The organism is Pseudoclavibacter sp. Marseille-Q434 (genome assembly GCF_050315415.1).
In the GTDB taxonomy this organism is placed as follows: Bacteria; Actinomycetota; Actinomycetes; order Actinomycetales; family Microbacteriaceae; genus Pseudoclavibacter.
The window spans coordinates 175,458-196,024 of the sequence record NZ_JBNPQH010000002.1; the positions used below are offsets into that span (position 1 = coordinate 175,458).

The 20,567-nt window shown below is 68.6% G+C and carries 18 protein-coding genes and 1 tRNA gene; 7 read left to right on the forward strand and 12 right to left on the reverse strand.

Annotation, left to right across the window (positions count from 1 at the left end; translation table 11 throughout):
- Positions 1-13: 13 nt before the first annotated feature.
- The 7 genes from ACQFZP_RS07695 to ACQFZP_RS07725 all read left to right on the forward strand — a co-directional run bounded on the left by ACQFZP_RS07695 (position 14) and on the right by ACQFZP_RS07725 (position 8,407).
- Positions 14-1,102: a YihY/virulence factor BrkB family protein gene (locus ACQFZP_RS07695; RefSeq protein ID WP_104312850.1), complete on the forward strand. Its 1,089-nt coding sequence runs from the start codon at positions 14-16 to the stop codon at positions 1,100-1,102.
- A 61-nt stretch (positions 1,103-1,163) separates the two neighbouring features.
- Entirely contained in the window at positions 1,164-2,012 is an 849-nt protein-coding gene (locus ACQFZP_RS07700; RefSeq protein WP_211890908.1) for an exodeoxyribonuclease III, read from the forward strand.
- A 49-nt stretch (positions 2,013-2,061) separates the two neighbouring features.
- Positions 2,062-3,069 carry a tryptophan--tRNA ligase gene (trpS, locus tag ACQFZP_RS07705; RefSeq protein WP_211890910.1) on the forward strand — a complete coding sequence of 336 codons (1,008 nt, stop codon included), beginning with the start codon at positions 2,062-2,064 and terminating at the stop codon, positions 3,067-3,069.
- A gap of 92 nt (positions 3,070-3,161) precedes the next feature.
- Positions 3,162-3,899, forward strand: coding sequence for a polyprenol monophosphomannose synthase (locus ACQFZP_RS07710; protein WP_104312853.1), 738 nt, complete (start codon positions 3,162-3,164; stop codon positions 3,897-3,899).
- Between the two features lie 15 nt (positions 3,900-3,914).
- A complete protein-coding gene (ribA, locus tag ACQFZP_RS07715; protein WP_151424117.1) occupies positions 3,915-4,547 on the forward strand; it encodes a GTP cyclohydrolase II in 633 nt (210 codons plus the stop codon).
- A 238-nt stretch (positions 4,548-4,785) separates the two neighbouring features.
- Positions 4,786-6,198, forward strand: a complete 1,413-nt coding sequence (locus ACQFZP_RS07720) for an MFS transporter (RefSeq protein WP_104312855.1) — start codon at positions 4,786-4,788, stop codon at positions 6,196-6,198.
- A gap of 202 nt (positions 6,199-6,400) precedes the next feature.
- Positions 6,401-8,407 carry an ABC transporter ATP-binding protein gene (locus ACQFZP_RS07725; protein WP_211890912.1) on the forward strand — a complete coding sequence of 669 codons (2,007 nt, stop codon included), beginning with the start codon at positions 6,401-6,403 and terminating at the stop codon, positions 8,405-8,407.
- 505 nt (positions 8,408-8,912) lie between these two features.
- Here the strand turns inward: ACQFZP_RS07725 and ACQFZP_RS07730 are convergent.
- The 12 genes from ACQFZP_RS07730 to ACQFZP_RS07785 form a co-directional block, all read right to left on the reverse strand.
- Positions 8,913-9,479, reverse strand: coding sequence for an isochorismatase family protein (locus ACQFZP_RS07730; RefSeq protein ID WP_211890913.1), 567 nt, complete (start codon positions 9,477-9,479; stop codon positions 8,913-8,915).
- 63 nt (positions 9,480-9,542) lie between these two features.
- Positions 9,543-10,955 (reverse strand): D-alanyl-D-alanine carboxypeptidase/D-alanyl-D-alanine endopeptidase, encoded by a 1,413-nt coding sequence (gene dacB / locus ACQFZP_RS07735; protein WP_211890915.1) that lies wholly within the window; start codon positions 10,953-10,955, stop codon positions 9,543-9,545.
- Positions 10,956-11,098: 143 nt separating this feature from the next.
- Entirely contained in the window at positions 11,099-11,881 is a 783-nt protein-coding gene (locus ACQFZP_RS07740) for a dihydrofolate reductase family protein (RefSeq protein ID WP_211890916.1), read from the reverse strand.
- Positions 11,882-11,943: 62 nt separating this feature from the next.
- Entirely contained in the window at positions 11,944-12,870 is a 927-nt protein-coding gene (folP, locus tag ACQFZP_RS07745; protein WP_104312860.1) for a dihydropteroate synthase, read from the reverse strand.
- Between the two features lie 71 nt (positions 12,871-12,941).
- Positions 12,942-13,017, reverse strand: a tRNA-Thr gene (locus ACQFZP_RS07750).
- An 87-nt stretch (positions 13,018-13,104) separates the two neighbouring features.
- Complete coding sequence (locus ACQFZP_RS07755) at positions 13,105-14,697, reverse strand: alpha/beta hydrolase (RefSeq protein WP_211890918.1); 1,593 nt, start codon at positions 14,695-14,697, stop codon at positions 13,105-13,107.
- Positions 14,694-15,863: a DNA polymerase III subunit delta' gene (locus tag ACQFZP_RS07760; protein WP_211890920.1), complete on the reverse strand. Its 1,170-nt coding sequence runs from the start codon at positions 15,861-15,863 to the stop codon at positions 14,694-14,696. The genes ACQFZP_RS07755 and ACQFZP_RS07760 overlap by 4 nt, the downstream gene beginning before the upstream one ends.
- A 2-nt stretch (positions 15,864-15,865) precedes the next feature.
- Positions 15,866-16,504: a dTMP kinase gene (gene tmk / locus ACQFZP_RS07765; RefSeq protein ID WP_104312863.1), complete on the reverse strand. Its 639-nt coding sequence runs from the start codon at positions 16,502-16,504 to the stop codon at positions 15,866-15,868.
- Positions 16,501-19,398: a type I DNA topoisomerase gene (gene topA / locus ACQFZP_RS07770; RefSeq protein ID WP_104312864.1), complete on the reverse strand. Its 2,898-nt coding sequence runs from the start codon at positions 19,396-19,398 to the stop codon at positions 16,501-16,503. The genes tmk and topA overlap by 4 nt, the downstream gene beginning before the upstream one ends.
- A gap of 169 nt (positions 19,399-19,567) precedes the next feature.
- On the reverse strand, positions 19,568-19,936 hold the full coding sequence (locus ACQFZP_RS07775) for an Rv3654c family TadE-like protein (RefSeq protein ID WP_104312865.1): 369 nt from the start codon (positions 19,934-19,936) through the stop codon (positions 19,568-19,570).
- The gene (locus ACQFZP_RS07780) at positions 19,933-20,289 is read right to left on the reverse strand and encodes a TadE/TadG family type IV pilus assembly protein (RefSeq protein WP_307852788.1); all 357 of its coding nucleotides are present in this window, start codon (positions 20,287-20,289) and stop codon (positions 19,933-19,935) included. The genes ACQFZP_RS07775 and ACQFZP_RS07780 overlap by 4 nt, the downstream gene beginning before the upstream one ends.
- A gap of 8 nt (positions 20,290-20,297) precedes the next feature.
- A complete protein-coding gene (locus tag ACQFZP_RS07785; protein WP_104312866.1) occupies positions 20,298-20,516 on the reverse strand; it encodes a DUF4244 domain-containing protein in 219 nt (72 codons plus the stop codon).
- Positions 20,517-20,567: the final 51 nt, after the last annotated feature.

Sequence of the window (20,567 nt, forward strand, 5' to 3'; positions counted from 1 at the left end):
GTTCGGCGAGCGCATGAAAGCGCTGATCGCCTGGGCTCAAGCTACTCGCCCTGCCCGAGTCTTCGCTCATTTCGGGGCAAGAAGCGCCTCGGTACTCGCCGGCGGCATGGCGTATTCCGCTATCTTCTCCATCTTCGCGGGTATCTGGCTCCTCTTCTCTGTCGCGGGCATCTTCCTCGCGACCAGTCCGGAGCTGCGCGACGGGCTCATCGGAGTGCTCAATTCCTCGCTTCCGGGCCTGATCGGGGAAGACGGCGCCATCGACCCGAGCCTGCTCGAGAACACCGGCGCATTCGGCTGGGCGAGCGCCATCGCGCTGGTCGGTACCCTCGGCACGGCGCTCGGCTGGCTCGCCCAGGCGCGCACGGGCATCCGCACGATCTTCGACGTACCCGTCGCAACAAAGCGCAACTTCGTCGTGCAGAAGCTCGTCGACCTGGGCTTCCTTCTCGCGTTCGCGATCGCCCTCGCCATCTCGGCGGCGCTCACCGTGCTCTCCTCCACGTTCCTGTCGTCGCTGCTCGAGACCGTGGGCATCGACGAGTCGAGCGGCTTCGCGCTGGTCGTCATCCGCATCGTCACGGTGCTGATCCTGCTCGCGTTCGACACCGTCGTTCTCGCCGGCATCCTGCGCATCCTCGCCGGCCTGCGCATCCCGACCCGTTCCCTGTTCTTCGCCGCATTCCTCGGGGCGATCATCATCGGCATCCTGAAGCAGATCTCGACCGCGCTCATCGGCGGCGCGACGAGCAACCCGCTTGTCGCCTCCTTCGCCGTCCTCCTGGGCCTCATGATCTTCCTCAACCTGCTCTGCACGGTGCTGCTGCTCACCGCCTCGTGGGTCAAGGTGACGATGGATGACATCGGAGCGTCTCCGAGGCTCCTCACCGCGAAGGAAGCCAGGGAGGAGTCGACCGACACCATCCTGCGCGCCGAGCGTCAGAAGATCGCGACCGAGGTCATCGAGGCGAGGGAGCGCCTCAACTCGGCGCCACGCTTCTTCCGCTGGAAGGCGATGGCCGAGTACCGCTCCCTGCTGCGCGAGCAGCGTCGCGTCGAGGCCGAGGCCCAGCGTCGCCGCTTCGAGGGCGGACGCGTCTAGCGTCGGTTGGAGCGAGGGCGCCCGGGACCCCGTGTCGGTGGTCGCGTCTAGACTCGAACCCATGCCAAAGACCATTCGCATCGCGTCAGTGAACGTCAACGGAGTCCGCGCCGCCTACAAGAAGGGCATGGGCGAGTGGCTCGCTGAGCGCGACGTCGACATCCTCGCGCTGCAGGAGGTGCGTGCACCCACCGAGGAGCTGCACAAGCTCATCGACACGGCCGACTGGGAGCTGCACGACCACCTGGCCACCGCGAAGGGGCGAGCAGGTGTCGCGATCGCGTCGCGCATCCCGATCCGCGAGGTCCGCACCGACCTCGGGGCGGACGACTTCGACTCGGCCGGCCGCTGGCTCGAGGCCGACTTCGACATCGACGGCACTCCGCTGACCGTCGTGAGCTGCTACGTGAACTCGGGTGAGGCAGACACGCCGAAGCAGGACGAGAAGTGGAAGTTCCTCGACGCCATGAGCGCGAGACTCCCCGAGCTGCAGGCGCACAGCGCGCACTCGCTCGTCGTCGGCGACCTCAATGTCGGGCACACGAAGCTCGACATCAAGAACTGGAAGGGCAACGTGAAGCGAGCAGGCTTCCTGCCGCGCGAGCGCGCGTACTTCGACCGCATCTTCGGGGAGAGCGGTGCCAGCGTCGAGGGTGCGGACGGCTCCACCGGCACCGGGCTCGGGTTCGTGGATGTGGGCCGCCGCCTCTCCGGCGAGGTCGAGGGCCCGTACACCTGGTGGTCGCAGCGCGGCCAGGCCTTCGACAACGACACGGGCTGGCGCATCGACTACCACGTCGCCACCCCTGACCTCGCGCAGCGGGCCGCCACCTACGCCGTCGACCGTGCGGCGAGCTACGACACTCGCTGGTCGGACCACGCGCCCGTCGTCGTCGACTACACGTTCTGAAGCACCTTCCCACTCGCGTCACCAACCGCACGACCCCGAGGAACAACAGATGACCAAGCCCGTGCTCTTCTCCGGCATGCAGCCCTCCGCCGACTCGCTCCACCTCGGCAACTTCGTGGGCGCGCTCAGCAACTGGGTGCCCATGCAGGAGGACCACACGGCCATCTACTGCGTCGTCGACCAGCACGCCATCACGGTGCCGTTCGAGCCGGCGTCTCTGCTCGAGCGCACCCGGGTGACGGCGGCGCAGTACATCGCGGCCGGGATCGACCCCGAGCGCTCGATCCTCTTCGTGCAGTCTGCCGTTCCCGCGCACGCGCAGCTGCAGTGGGTGCTCTCCACGATCACCGGCTTCGGCGAGGCCAGCCGCATGACGCAGTTCAAGGACAAGTCGCAGCGCTACGGCACCGACACGACCACCGTCGGCCTCTTCACCTACCCCGTCCTCATGGCTGCCGACATCCTGCTCTACCAGGCAGCCGCCGTGCCGGTCGGTGAAGACCAGCGCCAGCACATCGAGCTGACGCGCAACCTCGCTGAGCGCTTCAACTCTCGTTTCGGAGAGACCTTCGTCGTGCCGGAACCGCACATCATGAAGGAGACGGCGAAGGTCTACGACCTGCAGAACCCGACCGCGAAGATGTCCAAGTCGGCCGAGTCCGACGCCGGACTCCTGCGGCTCCTCGACGACGAGAAGGTCACCCGCAAGAAGATCATGCGCGCCGTGACCGACGCCGACGGCGAGATCCGCTTCGACCGCGAGGCCAAGCCCGGCGTCTCCAACCTCCTCACGATCGCCTCGGTCCTCTCCGGGTCGACGATCGACGACGTCGCCGCCCAATACGCGGGTGGTGGGTACGGCGACCTGAAGAAGGGCCTCGCAGAGCTGGTCGAGTCGACCTTCGCGCCCATCCGCGAGCGCACCATCGAGCTCCTCGCCGACCCGGCCGAGCTCGACCGCATCCTCGCCCGAGGCGCTGAGCGCGCCAACGAACTCGCGCTCAGCACGCTCGATCAGGTCTACGAGCGGGTCGGGTTCCCGAAGCCGATCCGCTGATTCTCTTCACCGCCAGGTCGCTGCATCAGGGCGCTCTGCACAGCTCACGAGATCGCATCATTTCCGGCTCCTCCCCGCGCTAGGATGACGCAATGCCCGAAACGCTCGTCATCATCCCCACCTACAACGAACGCGAGAACGTCCGCTCCATCGTGGACCGCGTTCTTGGTGCCGACTCGCGCATCCATGTGCTGGTCGTCGACGACAACAGCCCGGACGGCACCGGCGAGATGGCCGACGAGATGGCCGCGGCGGATGAACGCGTCAGCGTGCTGCATCGCGCAGGCAAGCTCGGGCTGGGCACCGCCTACCTCGAGGGCTTCGCCATCGCAGCCGAGCGCGGGTACACCTACGTGTTCGAGTTCGACGCCGACGGATCGCACCCGCCGGAGCGGCTGCCCGAGATGATCGACGCCCTCGACGCCGGCGCTGGCCTCGTCATCGGCACCAGGTGGATGCCGGGCGGACGCACCGAGAACTGGCCACTGCAGCGCCAGATCCTCTCCCGGGGAGCGTCGATCTACGCGCGCGTGCTGCTGCAGAGCAAGATCCGCGACATCACGGCCGGCTACCGCGGCTACCGCGTCGCCCTCCTCCAGGGCTTCGACCTCACCCGCATCAAGAGCGCGGGCTACTGCTTCCAGATCGAGATGGCCTGGCTCTTCGAACGATCCGGCATCCGCGTGAGCGAGGTGCCGATCACGTTCGTCGAACGCCAGGAAGGCGCCTCCAAGATGTCGAGCGACATCATCGTCGAGGCAGTCTGGCGCGTCTTCGCGTGGGGCCTCGGCTACCGACTCGGCGCATTCTCGCGCCTGGCCGGTCGGTAGAACGAAAGCGACCCCATGAGCGATTCCCCAGCGTCCATCACCTTCGAGGCGGAGACCTCGATCCCCACCAGGCACGGCGTGCTGCGCTTCCGCGCCTACACCGATGACGCCAACGGCCAGCTGCACCTCGCGATCATCTCCGGCGAGCCGGAGAACGGCGCCATCGTCCGAGTGCATTCCGAGTGCCTCACCGGGGAGGCCTTCGGCTCGCTGAAGTGCGAGTGCGGGCCACAGCTCGACGCTTCCCTCGAGGCCATCGGCAGAGACGGTGGCATCGTGCTGTACCTGCGCGGCCACGAGGGTCGAGGCATCGGCCTCCTCAACAAGCTCCGCGCCTACGCCCTCCAGGAGCAGGGGCTCGACACCGTGGATGCGAACCTCGCGCTGGGCCTGCCCGCCGACAGTCGCGCCTACACGGCCGCCGCGCAGATGCTCGACGACCTCGAGATCTCCCGCATCCGCCTGCTCACGAACAACCCAGCGAAGGCTGAGGCGCTCGAGGCCCACGGCATCACCGTCGAGGAGCGCGTGCCCCTCGAGGTCGGCCGCGAGGATGCGAATCTGGCGTACCTCACGACCAAGGTCCAGCGCATGGGGCACATCATGAGCGAGCTCCCACAGCTTCCGGGCGACGACGCCGCGAGCTGACCTGCGCCACGCCGTCGCGGCCAGGCCGCCGCGCGCTGGGTAGAGGGCCAGCGAACGCGACGAATGCGGTGTAACCTCTTCTCGGCCGGAAGCCACAAGCATCCGGTCGAACTCGCGTCAGCAGACCTGCAATCAACCGGGCCGGGCGCGTTCCATCCACCGCTGCTCTGAGTTCCTGCACCGCGCAACCCGCACCGAAACCGCGTCTCACCAGCGAGCCAGCTGTCTCAGGAGCAACGTGTCATCCCCCAGCAAGACCACGCCAGGTGCATCGGCCGAGGAGTTCGAGGTCAAGAACTCCCGCGGGAAGGTCCTCACCGCGAGCCTCGTCGGAACTTCAATCGAGTTCTACGACTTCTACATCTACGCGACCGCGGCGAGCCTCGTCTTCCCCGCTCTCTTCTTCCCGAACGACAACGAGACGACGGCGCTGCTCGCCTCGTTCGCCGTCTTCGGTGTCGCGTTCATCGCGCGCCCCATCGGCTCCATCCTCTTCGGCCACTTCGGTGACCGCATCGGCCGCAAGGGCACCCTCGTGGCGACGCTCCTCACCATGGGCATCGCGACCTTCGCGATCGGCCTCCTCCCAACGGCGCTCACGCCGGGCTGGGAGATCCTCGCGCCGACGCTGCTCGTCATCATGCGCTTCTGCCAGGGCCTCGGGCTCGGCGGCGAGTGGAGTGGCGCCGCCCTCCTCGCCACCGAGAACGCACCGGCGGGCAAGCGCGCCATCTACGGCACGTTCCCGCAGCTCGGCGCCCCGATCGGCTTCATCCTCGGCAACCTGCTCTTCGTGCTGCTCTCGCACTTCATGAGCGACGAGACGTTCTTCGCGTGGGGCTGGCGCGTGCCGTTCCTCCTCAGCGCGATCCTCGTCATCGTGGGCCTCTGGGTGCGCATCAGCCTCATGGAGACGCCCGCGTTCGAGAAGGTCGTCCAGGCCGGCGAGGTCTCCAAGGTCCCGCTCTTCGCCGCGTTCAAGAGCAGCTGGCGCCAGATCATCCTCGGCACGTTCATCATGCTCGCCACCTACGTGCTCTTCTACATGATGACGGCGTTCACGCTGTCGTTCGGCACCAAGGCAACGCGCGAGCAGGCTGCCGCGAAGGCGGCCGAAGCCGGGGAGCCCTTCGACCCGAGCACCTGGGTGCCGGGGCTCGGGTACCAGCGCGAGACGTTCCTCATCATGCTCATCGTGTCCGTCGTGTTCTTCGGCATCTTCACGCTCGTCTCCGGCCCGTTGGCCGAGAAGTACGGGCGCCGCAAGATGCTGCTCTGGACAACCGGCGCGATCTTCGTCTTCGGCTTCGCGATGACGCCGCTCATCGGCCTGCACGAGTTCTTCGGCCCGCAGGCGATGCTCATCATCGGCATGACCCTCATGGGCCTCACCTTCGGCCCCATGAGCGCCGTCCTCCCCGAGCTGTTCCCCGCCAACGTGCGCTACACGGGCAGCGCGATCGCCTACAACCTGTCGAGCGTGTTCGGCGCCGGCTTCGCACCCACCGTCTTCATCGCCCTCTGGGCGTTCGGCGACGGCAGCCCGTTCTGGGTCGGCGTGTACCTCGCCGGTGCGGCCGTGCTGACCTTCGGTGCGCTCCTGCTCTCCAAGGAGACCCGCGACATCGCCTACGTGACCAACACGAAGTAGCTCTCGCACCTCGCCGACGGGGCCGCGCATCCATTGCGGATGCACGGCCCCGTCCTCGTCGCTCGCCCGCGTTCGGCCAGGCGAGTCGTTCCAGGTCGCGCCGGGTACCCTTGGCGGGTGCGCGCACACGACTGCGCGCCATCGGCGTGCGCGCACTTCAGCGCGCTGCGGGCGAAAGGCCAGGAGTTTGGGCGACAAGCCAGTGAGTTCAGCATCGGTCGGCGGCGAGGACACGACGCAGAAGAAGCGGGGTGGCTTCCTCGGGCGTCCGCCTCGCGAGGCATCCGGTGCGCCGAGGGCCACGTTCAAGCAGCTCCTCCCCCACCTGCTCGTGAACAAGCCGCTCCTCGCCGGCATCATCGCGATCAGCATCTTCAGCTCGGCGTTGAGCCTCGCGCAGCCGCTGCTCGTCAACGTGCTCATCGGGCAGGTCGAGGTCGGCACGATCGCCGCCTGGGTCGTCTGGGTGCTCGTCGGCGCTGTCGTCCTCGGTGCGATCGCGAACGGCGTCCAGCACTTCCTCCTGCAGCGCACTGGCGAGTCGATCGTCCTCAACACCCGCCGTCGTCTCGTCGCGAAGCTGCTGCGGCTGCCCGTCGCGGAGTTCGACGCCCGCCGAACGGGTGACCTCGTGTCGCGCGTCGGCAGCGACACCACGATGCTGCGGGCTGTCCTCACGCAGGGTCTCGTCGAGGCCATCGGCGGTGCGCTCACCTTCATCGGTGCCGTCATCGCCATGATCGTGCTCGACGGCGTGCTCTTCCTCATCACCTTCGCCGTCGTCGTCGTCGCGCTCCTGCTCGTCGTCGGCATGTCGATGCGCATCCGCGAGGCCAGCGCCGCAGCACAGCAGAAGGTGGGTGACCTCACCGCATCCGTCGAGCGGGCCATCTCTTCCGTCCGCACCGTGCGGGCGTTCGGGGCGACCGAGCGCGAGGAGCGCCTCGTCGACGCCGACGCCGTCGGGGCGTACCAGCGCGGCCTCGACGTGGCCCGCATCTCGGCGTTCATCGTGCCCGTCGCGGGCTTCGCCATGCAGGGCGCGCTCATCGCGGTGCTCGGCGTCGGCGGGCTCCGCGTCGCCGCCGGCGACCTCAGCATCGCCAACCTCATCGCCTTCATCATGTTCCTGTTCATGATGATCATGCCCCTCGGCCTGTTCTTCGGTGCCCTCACGGCCGTCAATACAGCGCTCGGCGCCCTGGGCCGCATCGAGGAGATCATCGCCATTCCTGAAGAGGGGTCAGGCGACCGAACCGAGGCCCCGCTTGTTGTCCTCGAAGGGCCGGCGAACGAGCACGGGGCTCCGGATGCGCCCGCCGTCGAGTTCGACGCGGTCTCCTTCCACTACCCAGAGGACGTCGTGCGCGCCCGCGCCGCCCGCGAGCGTGCCGCCGCGAGACTCGAGACGATCCGCCGCGAGTCCTCACGCGGCGGCATGGCAGCGGCCATGACGGGCGCCGCATCCGATCCCGACGCCCGGCTCTTCGCCGAGGACGGCGCGCAGGCACGAGTCGAGGCGCCCCTCGTGCTCGACGGCGTCAGCTTCGCGCTGCGTCGCGGTGAGCGTCTCGCCCTCGTCGGTCCCTCAGGCTCCGGCAAGTCCACAGCCCTCGCCCTGCTGGAGCGCTTCTACGACCCGACGGGCGGAAACATCCGACTCGGCGGCGTCGATCTGAGTTCCATCGACCGGCAGCACCTGCGCGCGCAGCTCGGCTACGTGCAGCAGGATGCGCCGGTCCTCGCCGGCTCCCTGCGCGAGAACCTGCTCCTCGGGCGGCCGGACGCCGACGACGTCGCCTGCGAGCAGGTGCTGCGCGAGGTGAACCTCGGCGACGTGCTCGACCGCAGCGACGACCGCCTCGACACCCAGGTCGGCGAATCAGGCGTCATGCTCTCCGGGGGCGAGCGGCAGCGCCTCGCCATCGCGCGCGCGCTGCTCTCAGCCCCGCCCATCCTGCTCCTCGACGAGTCGACATCCGCCCTCGATGGGGCCAACGAGCGACTCATGCGCGACGCGCTCGACAAGGTGTCCGAAGGCCGAAGCGTCATCGTCATCGCCCACCGCCTCTCGACCGTCGTCGACAGCGACGAGATCGTCGTCCTCGAGCATGGCCAGGTGCTCGGCCGCGGCAAGCACCTCGAGCTCGTCGACACCGTGCCGCTCTACCGCGAGCTCGCGCAGCACCAGCTGCTGCTCCCCCGCTGACTCCGCGGCGGCCCGCGCCTTCGCCCCCTCGGCCACGCCCACGCCCACGGTTCCGGGATGGGACGGGATGGAAAAGTCGCTCCGTGCCGGGAAACTTTCCAGCACGAAGCGACTTTTCCATCCCGAATGCCTGAGGTCGAGACCTGATCAGCGCGCCCGGGGCGGCGGCGCACGCGGCACGAGCGGCGCTCGGCGTGCAAGTTTCGGGATGGGTTGCGCGCTTCGGGATGGGTTGCGCGCTTCGGGATGGGGCACAAGCCATCCCGAAGCGTGCAAGCCATCCCGAAATGAGGTGTCTATCCACGCCGCGGACGCAGACGCAGACGCGGACGCGATCCGATCCGGTCCGGTCCGATCCGATCCGATCCGATCCGATCCGACCGCCATACGCCGTCTCGGGATGGGACAGTGACGTCGCTCGGGGAAACTTTCCAACACGAAGCGACTTTTCCATCCCGAGAACCACGAGGCCGGGACCCGGTCAGTGCGACGAAGGGCCGGGCCGCTACTCGACGGTGATGCCGGTGGCGCGGAGCTCTTCGAGGGCAGCCGCACGCGTCTGGGGGCTGACGGCGGAGGTGAGTCCGTCGATGACGCGCACCGCGAACCCGGCCCGTTGGCCGTCGAGCGCGGATGCGCGCACGCAGTGGTCGGTCGCGATGCCGACGACGTCGAGCTCGTCGACGCCGCGTGCGCGCAGCGCGTCGGCTAACGTCTCGCCGTCAGCCGTTGCGCCGTCGAACGCGGAGTAGGAGGGCGTTCCCTGGCCCTTGAAGATGTGCAGGTCGACGAGCTTCGTGTCGAGGGCGGGGTGGTAGTCGGCACCTGCTGTCCCCGCGACGCAGTGCTCCGGCCAGCTGTCGACGAAGTCGGGCTGCGCGTGGAAGTGCCCGCCGTTGTCGCTGTTCGCGTCGTGCCAGTCTCGGGACGCGGCGACGACGTCGTACTGCTCGCGGCTGCTGGCGAGGTGCTCGGTGATGCCGGCGGCGACGGCCGCACCGCCGTCGGTCTCGAGGGCGCCGCCCTCGGTGAAGTCGTTCTGGACGTCGACGATCAGCAGTGCACGGCTCATGTCACCAGTCTGCCGCAGGCCACCTGGATGGGCCAGGCGCACGTGGACCGCGCACGGCGTGCGTCACCAGTTGGCGAGGGACGCTCCGCACGAGTAGGTGCGCGCGGCGATGGTGTCGAGGGCGTCGCGGTTCGCGGGCGTGACGGTGCCGACGACGAAGAACGCGAACGTGAGCCTGCTGCCGTCCGCGGCGGTCAGGTAGCCGGCCAGGCCGTAGACCTCGTTGATCCAGCCGGTCTTCGCGGTGATCGCCCCCGGGGGCACTCCGAGCGGCGTGAGGCGCGACTGCAGGGTGCCCGTCTGGCCTGATGCGGGGAGGTCGTCGAGCAGCTGGGAGGCGGCGATGTCGGGCTGAGAGATGGTCTGGAGGAGCTCTGCGACCAGCTCGGGCGGCACCCGGTTGTCAGCGGAGAGGCCGGATCCGTCAGCGAGCACGAGTCCGCTCGTGTCGAGGCCCAGCGTCGTGAGCGCCTGGCTCGTGGAGTCCTGGATTGCGCCGAAGTCCGTTCCGATGCCCTGTTCGATCGCCACGAGGCGCGCGAGCGTCTCGGCGACGTTGTTGTCGCTGTCGATGAGCGCGTAGTGCACGAGTTCGGAGACGGGTTGCGACCAGACTTCGGCGAGGAGCTTGGCGCCGTCCGGCGCAGACCCGCTCGCTCCCGTGGTCGCGGCACCGAGCCTCGTGGCGAACGCGGCGGCCGCGGCCCCGCTCGGGTCCTCTGTGCGGGGCGAGACGAGGCTCGCCGGGTCCTGGCGTCCGCCGTCGACCATGAGCGCGGAGATGGGGCTGATGTAGCCGTCCGTGCGGTCGGCCTGGGACCAGGAAGGCTGCCATTCGGCGCCGCTGAAGGCGGATTCGTCGACGAGGACCTGGGTGGGCGCCGTGCCGGACAGGCTCGGGTCGTTCGCCCATGCCGTCCGGGTCTGCGCTGCGAGGTCCGCGAGGGTGCCGGTCGCTCCGGAGTAGTAGCTGCCGGCGCCGCTGTCGGTGGAGGCGAGCGTCACGTCTCCCCCGCCGACGATGACGACCGTTCCGGGCTCGCTGCCGGCGTAGACGCGGGTCGGGATGCGGAAGTCGGGGCCGAGCACCTCGATCGCGGCAGTCGTCGTGAGGAGCTTCATGACGGAGGCCGTCGGGACCGCATCCGTCGCCTTCCGCTCATAGACCGTCTCGCCGCTCTGGGTGTCGACGACGACACCGTGGAAGTCGAGGGCCCCAGCGGCACTGGCGACGTCTTCGATGGAGCACGTGCGCACGGGCTCTGCGGCGGCGGCCTCGACGGGGGTCTCCCGGACGGCACCGAGCGTCTTCGGGGCGAGTTCCTGGGCCTCGCCCGCGAAGGCAGGGGCCGCGACGGCGAAGCCGCCTCCTCCCGCGGCGAACCCTGCGCCGAGCGCGAGGACGCCCGCGAGGGTGAAGCCGATCAGGCGGCCAGCACCTGGGCGCCGCGTGCGCGCGCTGCCTGAGCCGGCCATGTCACCTCCGAATGGAACCTGGGCGCCCCGCGTCTCGTGACGCCGCGCCAAGGTGCCAGTCTAGCCAGCGCTCGAGTGCGTGCCGTCTGACGTCGGGCATGCGACCCAGGCCATCGGTCGCACAGTGCGATCTCGAGATCGGGTCAGCTGAGCCCGGCCGAGCGCCGGTAGTGGAGCAGCAGCGTGTGATCGCACTCGAGGACCCCGGCGAGGGCGAGCGGATGCTGCGCGAGCGTCTCCGAGTGCGCGATGCGCCCTTCCTGGCCGCCCACGAGCGCGGGCGACACGGTGAGGCAGAGCTCGTCGAACGCGCCCTGGGCGTTGATCTCGCCGAAGAGCGTTGGCCCGCCCTCGCAGAGCACCTCGCTGTGGCCGAGCTCGCGCAGCATGGCGCGCAACTCGGTGACGTCGAGGGTTCCGGGGCGGCCCGGATGCTCTGGCACGGTCAGCACAGTCGCAACCTCCCGGAAGGGCGCGAGCCGTTCCGGGTCGGAGACCGGAGTCACGACGATCGGCGGAACGGGTGCGTCGGCGAACATCTCATGCTTGGGGTCGAGGGCGAGCCGACTCGAGACGATGCCGAGCGTCGGGTGCGCGGGCCGTCCCCGCGCCTCCCGCCACGCGACGGAGGCCTCGGAGACGCGAAGGCCGACGTAGCCCTCGTCTCTGAGCGTGCCTGCCCCGACGAGCACGAGGTCGGCGAGGCGGCGCAGCAGCTCGAAGACCCGGTGGTCGGCTGCCGTGCCGAGGCTCCCCGACCGACCGTCACCGCCCATGGCGGCGCCGTCGACGCTCGCGACGAAGTTCAAGCGGAACGCGCCGTTCGCGGGGTAGGCGTAGTGGGCGAGCAGCTGCTCGTCGTCGAGCCACCCGTGCTCGCCTTCTGGGCCAAGCAACGAGCGGATCGCCGCTGATGGAGCGTTCATGGTGAGAGCATGCCACGGCGACGTGCGCGGCAGTGGTGAGTTGGGTGCGAGCGGGGTGGGCGCTACAGGTTGTGGCGCGTGTACGCGGGCGCGCGCAGTCCGAGGATCGCTTCGGTCATCCTCGTCGCGTCCACCGCTTCTGGGACGTTGTGCATGCGGACGATGCGAGCGCCGAGCAGGATGCACGCGACGGCGGATGCAAGCGAGCCCGAGACGCGGTCCCGCTTCTCCCGATCAAGGGTCTCCCCGATGAAGTCCTTGTTGGAGACGGCGGCGAGCACGGGGAAGCCGATCGATGAGATCTCGTCGAAGCGCCTGGTCAGCTCGAGCGTGTGCAGGGTGTTCTTGTTGAGGTCATGCCCCGGGTCGATGATGAGCTGCTCTTCCCCGACGCCGAGTTCGATGGCACGTTCGGCGCGTGCTGCCAGGAACACCCGCACCTCGCCGACGACGTCGTCGTAGTGCGGGCGCGCGAGCTCCGCCCTCGGCGCTGCGACGCTGTGCGTGATGACGAGCTGCACGCCGGAGCCCGCCACGACTCTCGCGAGGTTCTCGTCCCGGAGGCCGCTCGTGTCGTTGATGATGCCCGCGCCCGCCTCGATGCAGGCCTCCGCTACGCGCGCACGGTACGTTTCTGCGGAGATCGGCACGCCGGTGCGCTCTCGGACAGCACGGATCACCGGCACGACGCGGGCGATCTCATCCGCTTCCGAGAGCTCCTCGCCTGGCGCGAACGGCTGCCCGCCGATGTCGACGATGTCGGCACCCGCGCGTTCGGCGGCGAGCACCGCGTCCACGGCGCTCTGGAGACCGAACGTCGCCCCGTCGTCGTAGAACGAGTCTGGAGTGCGATTCACGATCGCCATGACCGCGACCCGGCGCGAGAAGTCGAACGGCTCCACAGTTCCCAGCTGGTGCACGGGGCTCCGCAGCGGCGGGAACGCGAGAGGCGGGTGCTGATCGGGGTCGTGGTGCCTGCGCTCGAGCATCTGCTCAGCGTACGGGAGGCGGGGCGCCCGAGAAGACAAGAGCCCCTCCGCACCGAAGTGCGGAGGGGCGATGGGGCCGCCTGCGAGAATCGAACTCGCGACCTATTCATTACGAGTGAATCGCTCTGCCGACTGAGCTAAGGCGGCCTGCCTGCAGCTCAACTCCCTGGGGTGCTGAACTCGACACCAAAGCATAACGCACACTTTGCTCAAGTGCACATCGGGGTGTCGCGGTCAGCAGACCAGCCCCTCGGCGGGCACTGTGCCGTCGATGAAGTAGGCGTCGACGGCACCGGTGACGCAGCTGTCGCCCTGCGTGTAGGCGAGGTGTCCCTCGCCCTCGAAGGTGAGCAGCGTGGCCGATTCGAGCTGCTCGGTCACGGCCTCCGCCCACGCGTACGGCGTGGCCGGGTCGCCGGTCGTGCCGATGACGAGGACCGGGTCGGCTCCCGCACCGGTGACGGGTGCGAGCTCGTTGGTGGACGAGAACGCCCACTGCTGGCAGGTCGTGTCTCCGAGCGCTTCGGGTCCTGGAATGCCGATCGGGGTCGACTCTGCGATCTGCCGGTTGAAGTCGGCGATCTTGGCGGGGTCGGTCTCGACCGGGTAGTCGAGACAGTTGATGGCGGTGAAGGCCTCGAACATGTTGTCGGCGTAGGTGCCGTCTGGCCCGCGACCGTAGTAGGAGTCGCTGAGCGCGAAGAACCCTGCAGGGTCGCCCGCTGTCTCATAGGTGGCGAACGCGTCGCTCAGGTACGGCCAGCTCTGGTTGTTGTAGAGCGCCGAGCTGATGGCCGTGTCGATGACGCCGCTCGTGAGCTTCCGGCCGTCTGCGTTCACGGGGAGGGTGTCATCGGCCTCGGCCATGAGGGTGTTGATCTTCGCTATCGCCTCGTCCACTGTGCCGGTGAATGGGCAGCTCGTCGTGGTCAGGCAGTCTTCGAGGTAGGTGCGGGTGGCTTCACCGAAGGCGCCCTGCTGGGCGAGCACCACCTGGAACGTCGACAGGGTCGGGTCCGTGGCGCCGTCGAGCACGACGCGGCCGACCGTCTCCGGGAACATGTCGATGTACTGGGCGCCGATGTCGGTGCCGTACGAGAACCCGAAGTAGTTGACCTTCGGGTCGCCGACGAGCGCGCGCAGCAGGTCGAGGTCCTGCACGGTGCTCTTCGTGTCGACGAACTCGAGGAGCGGTCCCGTGTTCTCGAGGCAGTCGTCGGCGAACTCCTTCGAGTTCGCGGTGACCTCCGCGATGATCTGCTCATCGGTCGCGGTGCCCGGATCGAGATCTTCGTTGACGCCATAGAACCACTCGTCCATGCCGGCATCGTCACGGCACTCGACCGCGCTCGACTCACCGACACCGCGCGGGTCCCAGCCCACGATGTCGAAATCCTCCATGAGCTCCGGCGTGAAGACGAACTGGGCGCTGTCGCGCACGAACGAGACGCCGGATGCTCCGGGACCGCCAGGGTTGGTGAAGATCGTCCCGATCGGGTTGCCGCTCGACGCGGGTACCTTCACCATGGCGAGCTCGATCTGCTCCGAGGTCCCGTCTGCCCAGTCCATCGGAGCTTCCGCGGTTGCGCACTCGAGACCGCCGCCGCACGCGTCCCAGCCGAGGTCCTGCTCGTAGAACGTCTGGATGCTGGGGTCGAGGCCGGTCGGGATGACGTCGACGTCCTCCGTCTGCACGCCTCCACCGGAGCCTCCGCCGGCGAGCGTCGTCACGAGCGTGCATCCGCTGAGCAGGAAGACGACTGCACCGGTCAGGAGCGAGGCGCCGATGCTGCGCGTTGCCGCGCGACGGGTGGTCGGTCTGGTCATGATGCTCCCTGCTGCGATGGCGTCCAGCTGATCAAGAATGCCTCGAGGACGAGCGCCACAGGAACGTTTGCGGCGAGTCGTGCTCTGGCTTTGCTCGCCGCGTCAATGCTCGTGAGCACGTCGTCGGAGCTGCGCGAGCTCGTTGCGGATTCCAGTTCGTGCCGCCGGTGCTCGTTGACGAGCTCGACAGGGAGAGCCAGCTGCAGCATGAGCAGGTCTCGCAGCAGGGAGACCGAGTCGGTCAGGATGCGATCGATCGCATCGACCTGACCGCGCTTCGCTCTGCGCTTCTGATGCTCTTCGAGTTCACGGATCTGTCCGCGCAGCTGCCTCGGCACTGCCTGGCCCGGCGTGAGGCCGAGAGACCGGAATGCGGCTGCCCGCTCCTTGTCGTCGCGGTCTGCCGCGTTGGCGGTGGCGTCCTCGTCGGCGATCGCGACGAGCTGTGCGGCCTTCCGGACGGCGTCGCCGGTCGTGCGGATGTCGAGCAGGCCGTCGAGGGACGCGTCACGGCGACCCCACGCGTCTTCGCTCGTGGCGAGTCGTTTGGCCATGCCGACGTGGCTCTGCGCCTCGCGGGCGGCACGCAGAGCGACTTCCGGCTCGATGCCGTCGCGACGCACGAGCAGCCCGGCGACGTCTCGAACCTCCGGCACCCGAAGCCGCACGCTGCGCACGCGTGAGCGGATGGTCGGCAGCAGGTCGGCCTCGCTCGGCGCGCAGAGCACCCACACGGTCGACTCCGGTGGCTCTTCGATGGCCTTGAGCAGCGTGTTCGAGGTGCGTGCGACCATGCGGTCGGCGTCTTCGACGAGGATGACCCGGTAACGCCCGGTCATCGGCGACATGGATGCGCGCTCCACGAGTTCGCGTGCCGTCTTGATGTCGAGCTGCACGGTCTCCGTGACGACGGCCGTGAGGTCGGGGTGCGAGCGGGCGCGCACCTGAACGCAGGACGGGCACACGCCACATCCGTCGTTCGGGCACAGCAGTGCCGCCGCGAAGGCGTAGCCCATGTTGCTTCGACCGGAACCGGGTGGGCCGGTGATGAGCCACGAGTTCGTCATGCCGCTCGTGTCCACTGCACCGAGTTTGGAGGCCTTCGCCGCGTTCGAGAACAGGGCGATCGCGTCGTCCTGACCGGAGAGGTCGTCCCAGACGGTCATGGCTACTCGCCGACCGGGCGCCGCTCGAGGAGCTCGGCGACGCGGGTGCGGATGCGCTCGGCCACGTGCTCTCGTGGCTGGGTCGCGTCGATCACGAGGAACCTGTCCGGGTCGGCGGCGGCAAGGCCGAGGAAGGCGGAGCGGACGGCGTCGTGAAAATGCTTCGATTCGGCTTCGAGCCGGTCGTAGGTGCCGCGGGTCGCGCCGATACGTCGGCGCCCTTCGTCCGGATCGAGGTCGAAGAGCACGGTGAGGTCGGGGAGCAGGCCGCGCGCGGCCCACAGGGAGAGGTCCCTGACCTCGTCGGCGCCGAGCTCGCGCCCCGTGCCCTGGTAGGCGATCGAGGAGTCGAGGTAGCGGTCCTGCACGACGACGTCGCCGCGTTCGAGCGCTGGTCGGACGACGGTTGCGATGTGGTGTGCACGGTCGGCGGCGTACAGGAGCGCCTCGGCCCTGGCATCCATGTGACCCTTGCGGTGCAGCACGAGTTCCCGGATGTCGGCGCCGAGGTCGGTGCCGCCCGGTTCGCGCGTGCGCACGACCGTCTGCCCGAGGGCCGCCAGCCATTCCTCGAGCAGGGCCGAGTGCGTCGACTTGCCCGCGCCGTCGCCGCCCTCGAGCGTGATGAAGAGGCCCGTCATTCGCTGCTTGCTGCCCCGCTGGCCTTGGCCGCAGGCTTCTTAGCAGGCGCGCGTTTCGCGGCAGGCTTCTTCGCTGCGGTCGTCTTGGTCGCCGCCGCCTTGGAGGCAGCTGGCTTCTTGGCGGCGGGCTTCTTCGCTGCCGGCTTCTTCGCGGCCGTGGTCTTGCGCTTGACGGGGCCCTTGGCACGCTTGTCGGCGAGCATCTGCACGGCTTCCTCGAACGTGACGTCCTCCGGGTTGGCGCCGCGCGACACGGTCACGTTGGTCTCGCCGTCGGTGACGTACGGACCGAAGCGACCGTCCTTGATCTTGATCGGCTTGCCGCTCACGGGGTCGGCCTCGAACTCCTTGATGGCCGCCTTCGTGGTGCGTGCCCCGTACTTGGGCTGCGCGAAGAGCTCGTGCGCGGCCTCGAGCGTGACGGTGAAGATCTCGTCCTCGCTCGTGAGCGACCGCGTGTCGGTGCCCTTCTTCAGGTACGGCCCGTACCGGCCGTTCTGGGCCGTGATCTCGGCACCCGTCTCGGCGTCGACGCCGACCACTCTGGGCAGCTCGAGCAGCCCGATCGCCTGCTCGTAGGTGACCTGCTCTGGGATCATCGACTTGAAGAGCGACGCCGTGCGTGGCTTCTCGGCAGCGGCGGCCTTCTTGGCGCGCGGCTTCTTGACTGGACGCCCCTCGGCAGCGGCGGCTTTCGCCTCGGCCTCTTCCGCGAGTGCCTTGGCCTTGGCCTCAGCCTCTGCGGCGGCCTCCTCGGCCTCCGACGGAGCCTCGGTCACGTACGGGCCGAAACGGCCGTCCTTCACGACGATGCGCTTGCCGGTCTCGGGGACGACGCCCAGCACGCGATCCGTCTGGATAGGCGCCTCGACGAGCTCGATCGCTTTCTCTGCGGTCAGCTCGTCGGGGGCCAGGTCTTCTGGGACGTTGACGCGCCTCGGGGTCTCGCCTTCCGTCTCCGGAGCGACCTCGAGGTAGGGGCCGTAGCGGCCGATGCGCAGGACGATGCCGTCGGCGAGCGGGGTCGAGTTGATCTCGCGGGCATCGATCTCGCCGAGGTTGTCGATGACGCCGCGGAGTCCCTTGTGGTCGTCGGTTCCGAAGTAGAACCCGCGCAGCCAGTCGTTGCGCTGCTCGGTGCCGGCGGCGATGCGGTCGAGGTCGCCTTCCATCTGCGCCGTGAAGTTGTACTCGACGAGGTCGTGGAAGTGCTCTTCGAGGAGACGCACGACGGAGAATGCCGTCCAGCTGGGGACGAGTGCGCTGCCGCGCGGCGCGACGTACCCGCGGTCGATGATGGTGGAGATGATGGATGCGTACGTCGACGGGCGGCCGATGCCGAGCTCGTCGAGCGTCTTGACGAGGCTCGCCTCCGTGTAGCGCGGGGGCGGGCTGGTCTCGTGGCTCTTGGCGTCTGCCGTCTCCGGATCGAGCTTCTGCCCCTTGGTGAGCGGCGGCAGCTTCGCTTCTGCGGTGGTCGAGTCGTCGCGCGCCTCGTCTTTCCCCTCCTCGTAGGCGGCGAGGAAGCCGCGGAAGGTGATGACGGTGCCGGACGCCTGGAACTCGGCGACGCGGCTCGTGACGGTGCCCTGCGCATCGGAGACGTCGATGGGCGAGGCGTCGATCGTGACGGTCGCCGTCTGCCCCTTGGCGTCGGCCATCTGCGAGGCGATGGTGCGCTTCCAGATGAGGTCGTACAGCTTGAAGTCGTTGGGGCTCAGCTTGGGCCGAAGCTCGCTTGGCAGCGCGAACGTGGAGCCGGCCGGCCTCACGGCCTCGTGCGCTTCCTGCGCGTTCTTCGACTTCGAGCCGTAGAGGCGGGGAGCCGATGGAACCGTCTCGGCCCCGTAGAGCTTGGCGGCCTGCGTGCGTGCAGCGTTGAGCGCCTGCGACGACAGCGACGAGGAGTCGGTACGCATGTACGTGATGTACCCGTTCTCGTACAGCGACTGCGCGACGCTCATCGTCTGGCGTGCGGTGAAGCGCAGCTTGCGGGCGGCCTCCTGCTGCAGGGTCGAGGTCGTGAACGGCGCGGCGGGGCGTCGAGTGTACGGCTTGGACTCGACGGAGGACACCGTGACGGGAACCGTGCCGGCCGTGAGCTGCACGGTCAACGTGGTCGCCTCGGCTTCACCGAGGATCACGGACGAGTTCTTGAGCACACCGTGGTCGTCGAAGTCGCGTCCGGTGGCGACGCGCTCGCCGTCGAGCTTCGTCAGACGGGCGACGAAGGCCGACCCCTCCTTCCCCTGCTCGGGCGCGAAGCGGGCTTCGACTCCCCAGTAGCTGGCCTTCACGAACGCGAGACGCTCGCGCTCGCGGTCTACGATGAGGCGTGTCGCCGCTGACTGCACGCGGCCGGCGGAGAGTCCGGGGCCGACCTTGCGCCACAGCACGGGCGACACCTCGTAGCCGTAGAGGCGGTCGAGGATGCGCCTGGTCTCCTGCGCGTCGACGAGGTGCACGTCGATGTCGCGCGTGCGGTCCTTCGCGGCTTCGATCGCCTCGCGGGTGATCTCGTGGAACACCATGCGCTTGACGGGGACCTTCGGCTGGAGCACCTGCAGGAGGTGCCAGGCGATGGCCTCTCCTTCGCGGTCCTCATCAGTTGCGAGGATGAGCTCGTCGGCGTCCTTGAGCGCCCGCTTGAGCTCGGCGACGGTCTTCTTCTTCTGGTCGGAGACCACGTAGTACGGCTCGAACCCGTTGTCGACGTCGACGCTGAACTTCCCGAGGGAACCCTTCTTGAGCTCTGGCGGGAGGTTCTTGGGCTCGATGAGGTCGCGGATGTGTCCGACGCTGGCGAGCACGGTGTAGTCATCACCGAGATACTGCGAGATGCTCTTCACTTTGGTCGGCGACTCGACGATGACCAGTGTGTTGCTGCCTGACACAAGCGTTCCTTGGATGGGTCTGCGTGCTCTCGCACGACGATTCCGGCTGGCCGGAGTTATGTGGGGGCTGTTGCCACCCGTCGGCGCCCATTATATGGATGGGCTGGTACATGGACGGGGTGACTGGGCGGAAGGCCTCCGACTGCCGGCGGCTCCGCTTCACGGCTTCTCAGTGAGGTGGCGGTCCTGCCCTCGACGGTTCCGAAAAGACGAACGGGCCGGACTCTACACGAACTCGCACAACGGCCTCACGGCCGCTGACCGTGCAGGCTTCGAGCGAGGCACCGTTGGCGGCGACGATGCGGGTGGCTTCGGCGCACGGGTCCCCCGGCTTCAGCCCGGATGCGACGTCGGCCGCGGCCAGCGCGCCCGCGTCGGCTGCGGCGTGCGCGGCCTGTCTTGCTGGGAAGGCGGCGAGCACGCTGACGGCTCCGACGGTGAGTGCAAGAAGGAGGAGCGAGACCGCCAGCACGACGACCCCGCCAGCGCCCCGGTCTCCGCCCAGGCAGCGGAGAGGTGCCGACGCTTCGGCGCTCATCGTCCGCCGCCGAGCGCGCACGCGCGGGCGCCGACATCCACGGGGAGCACGCGCTCCCCGAGGATGAGTGGCGTGGACGCCCGCGCACAGACGAGGCCGTCCGCGCGACTGATCTCAAGGTGCGCGTCTGGTACGAGCGAATGCACGTGCTCGCGAGCGATGGCCTCGTCGTCCCCACGTGCCACGAGCCTGACAGCGTCGGCGACGGCGTCCTGCAACCGGACCTGCACGACGACGCCCTGCAGTCCCGTGAGGCAGAAGGCGAGCAGGAGGACGACGGCGGGTGCCACGATGGCGAACTCCGCCGTCGCCGAGCCACGCTGGGAGCTCGCGGGCAGGAGCCATCGGGGCACCCGACGCATCATTCGTCCAGCGTGAGGGCGGTGCGGATGATGTTCTCGAGCAAGCCCCTGACCTCGTCGCTCTGCATGATGACGACGAGGAGCCCCGCGAACGCGACGGCTGCCATCGTCGCGATCGCGTACTCGGCCGTCGCGGCCCCCTCGTCATCGCGCATCCACTGCCGGAGTCTGCTCAACAAGCCTCGGGATGCGTCGCCGAAGGTCGTGATCTGGAACATGGGTGTACCTCTCTTATTACGTATTGACGGTTGGAATGCGGCACGGGCGTA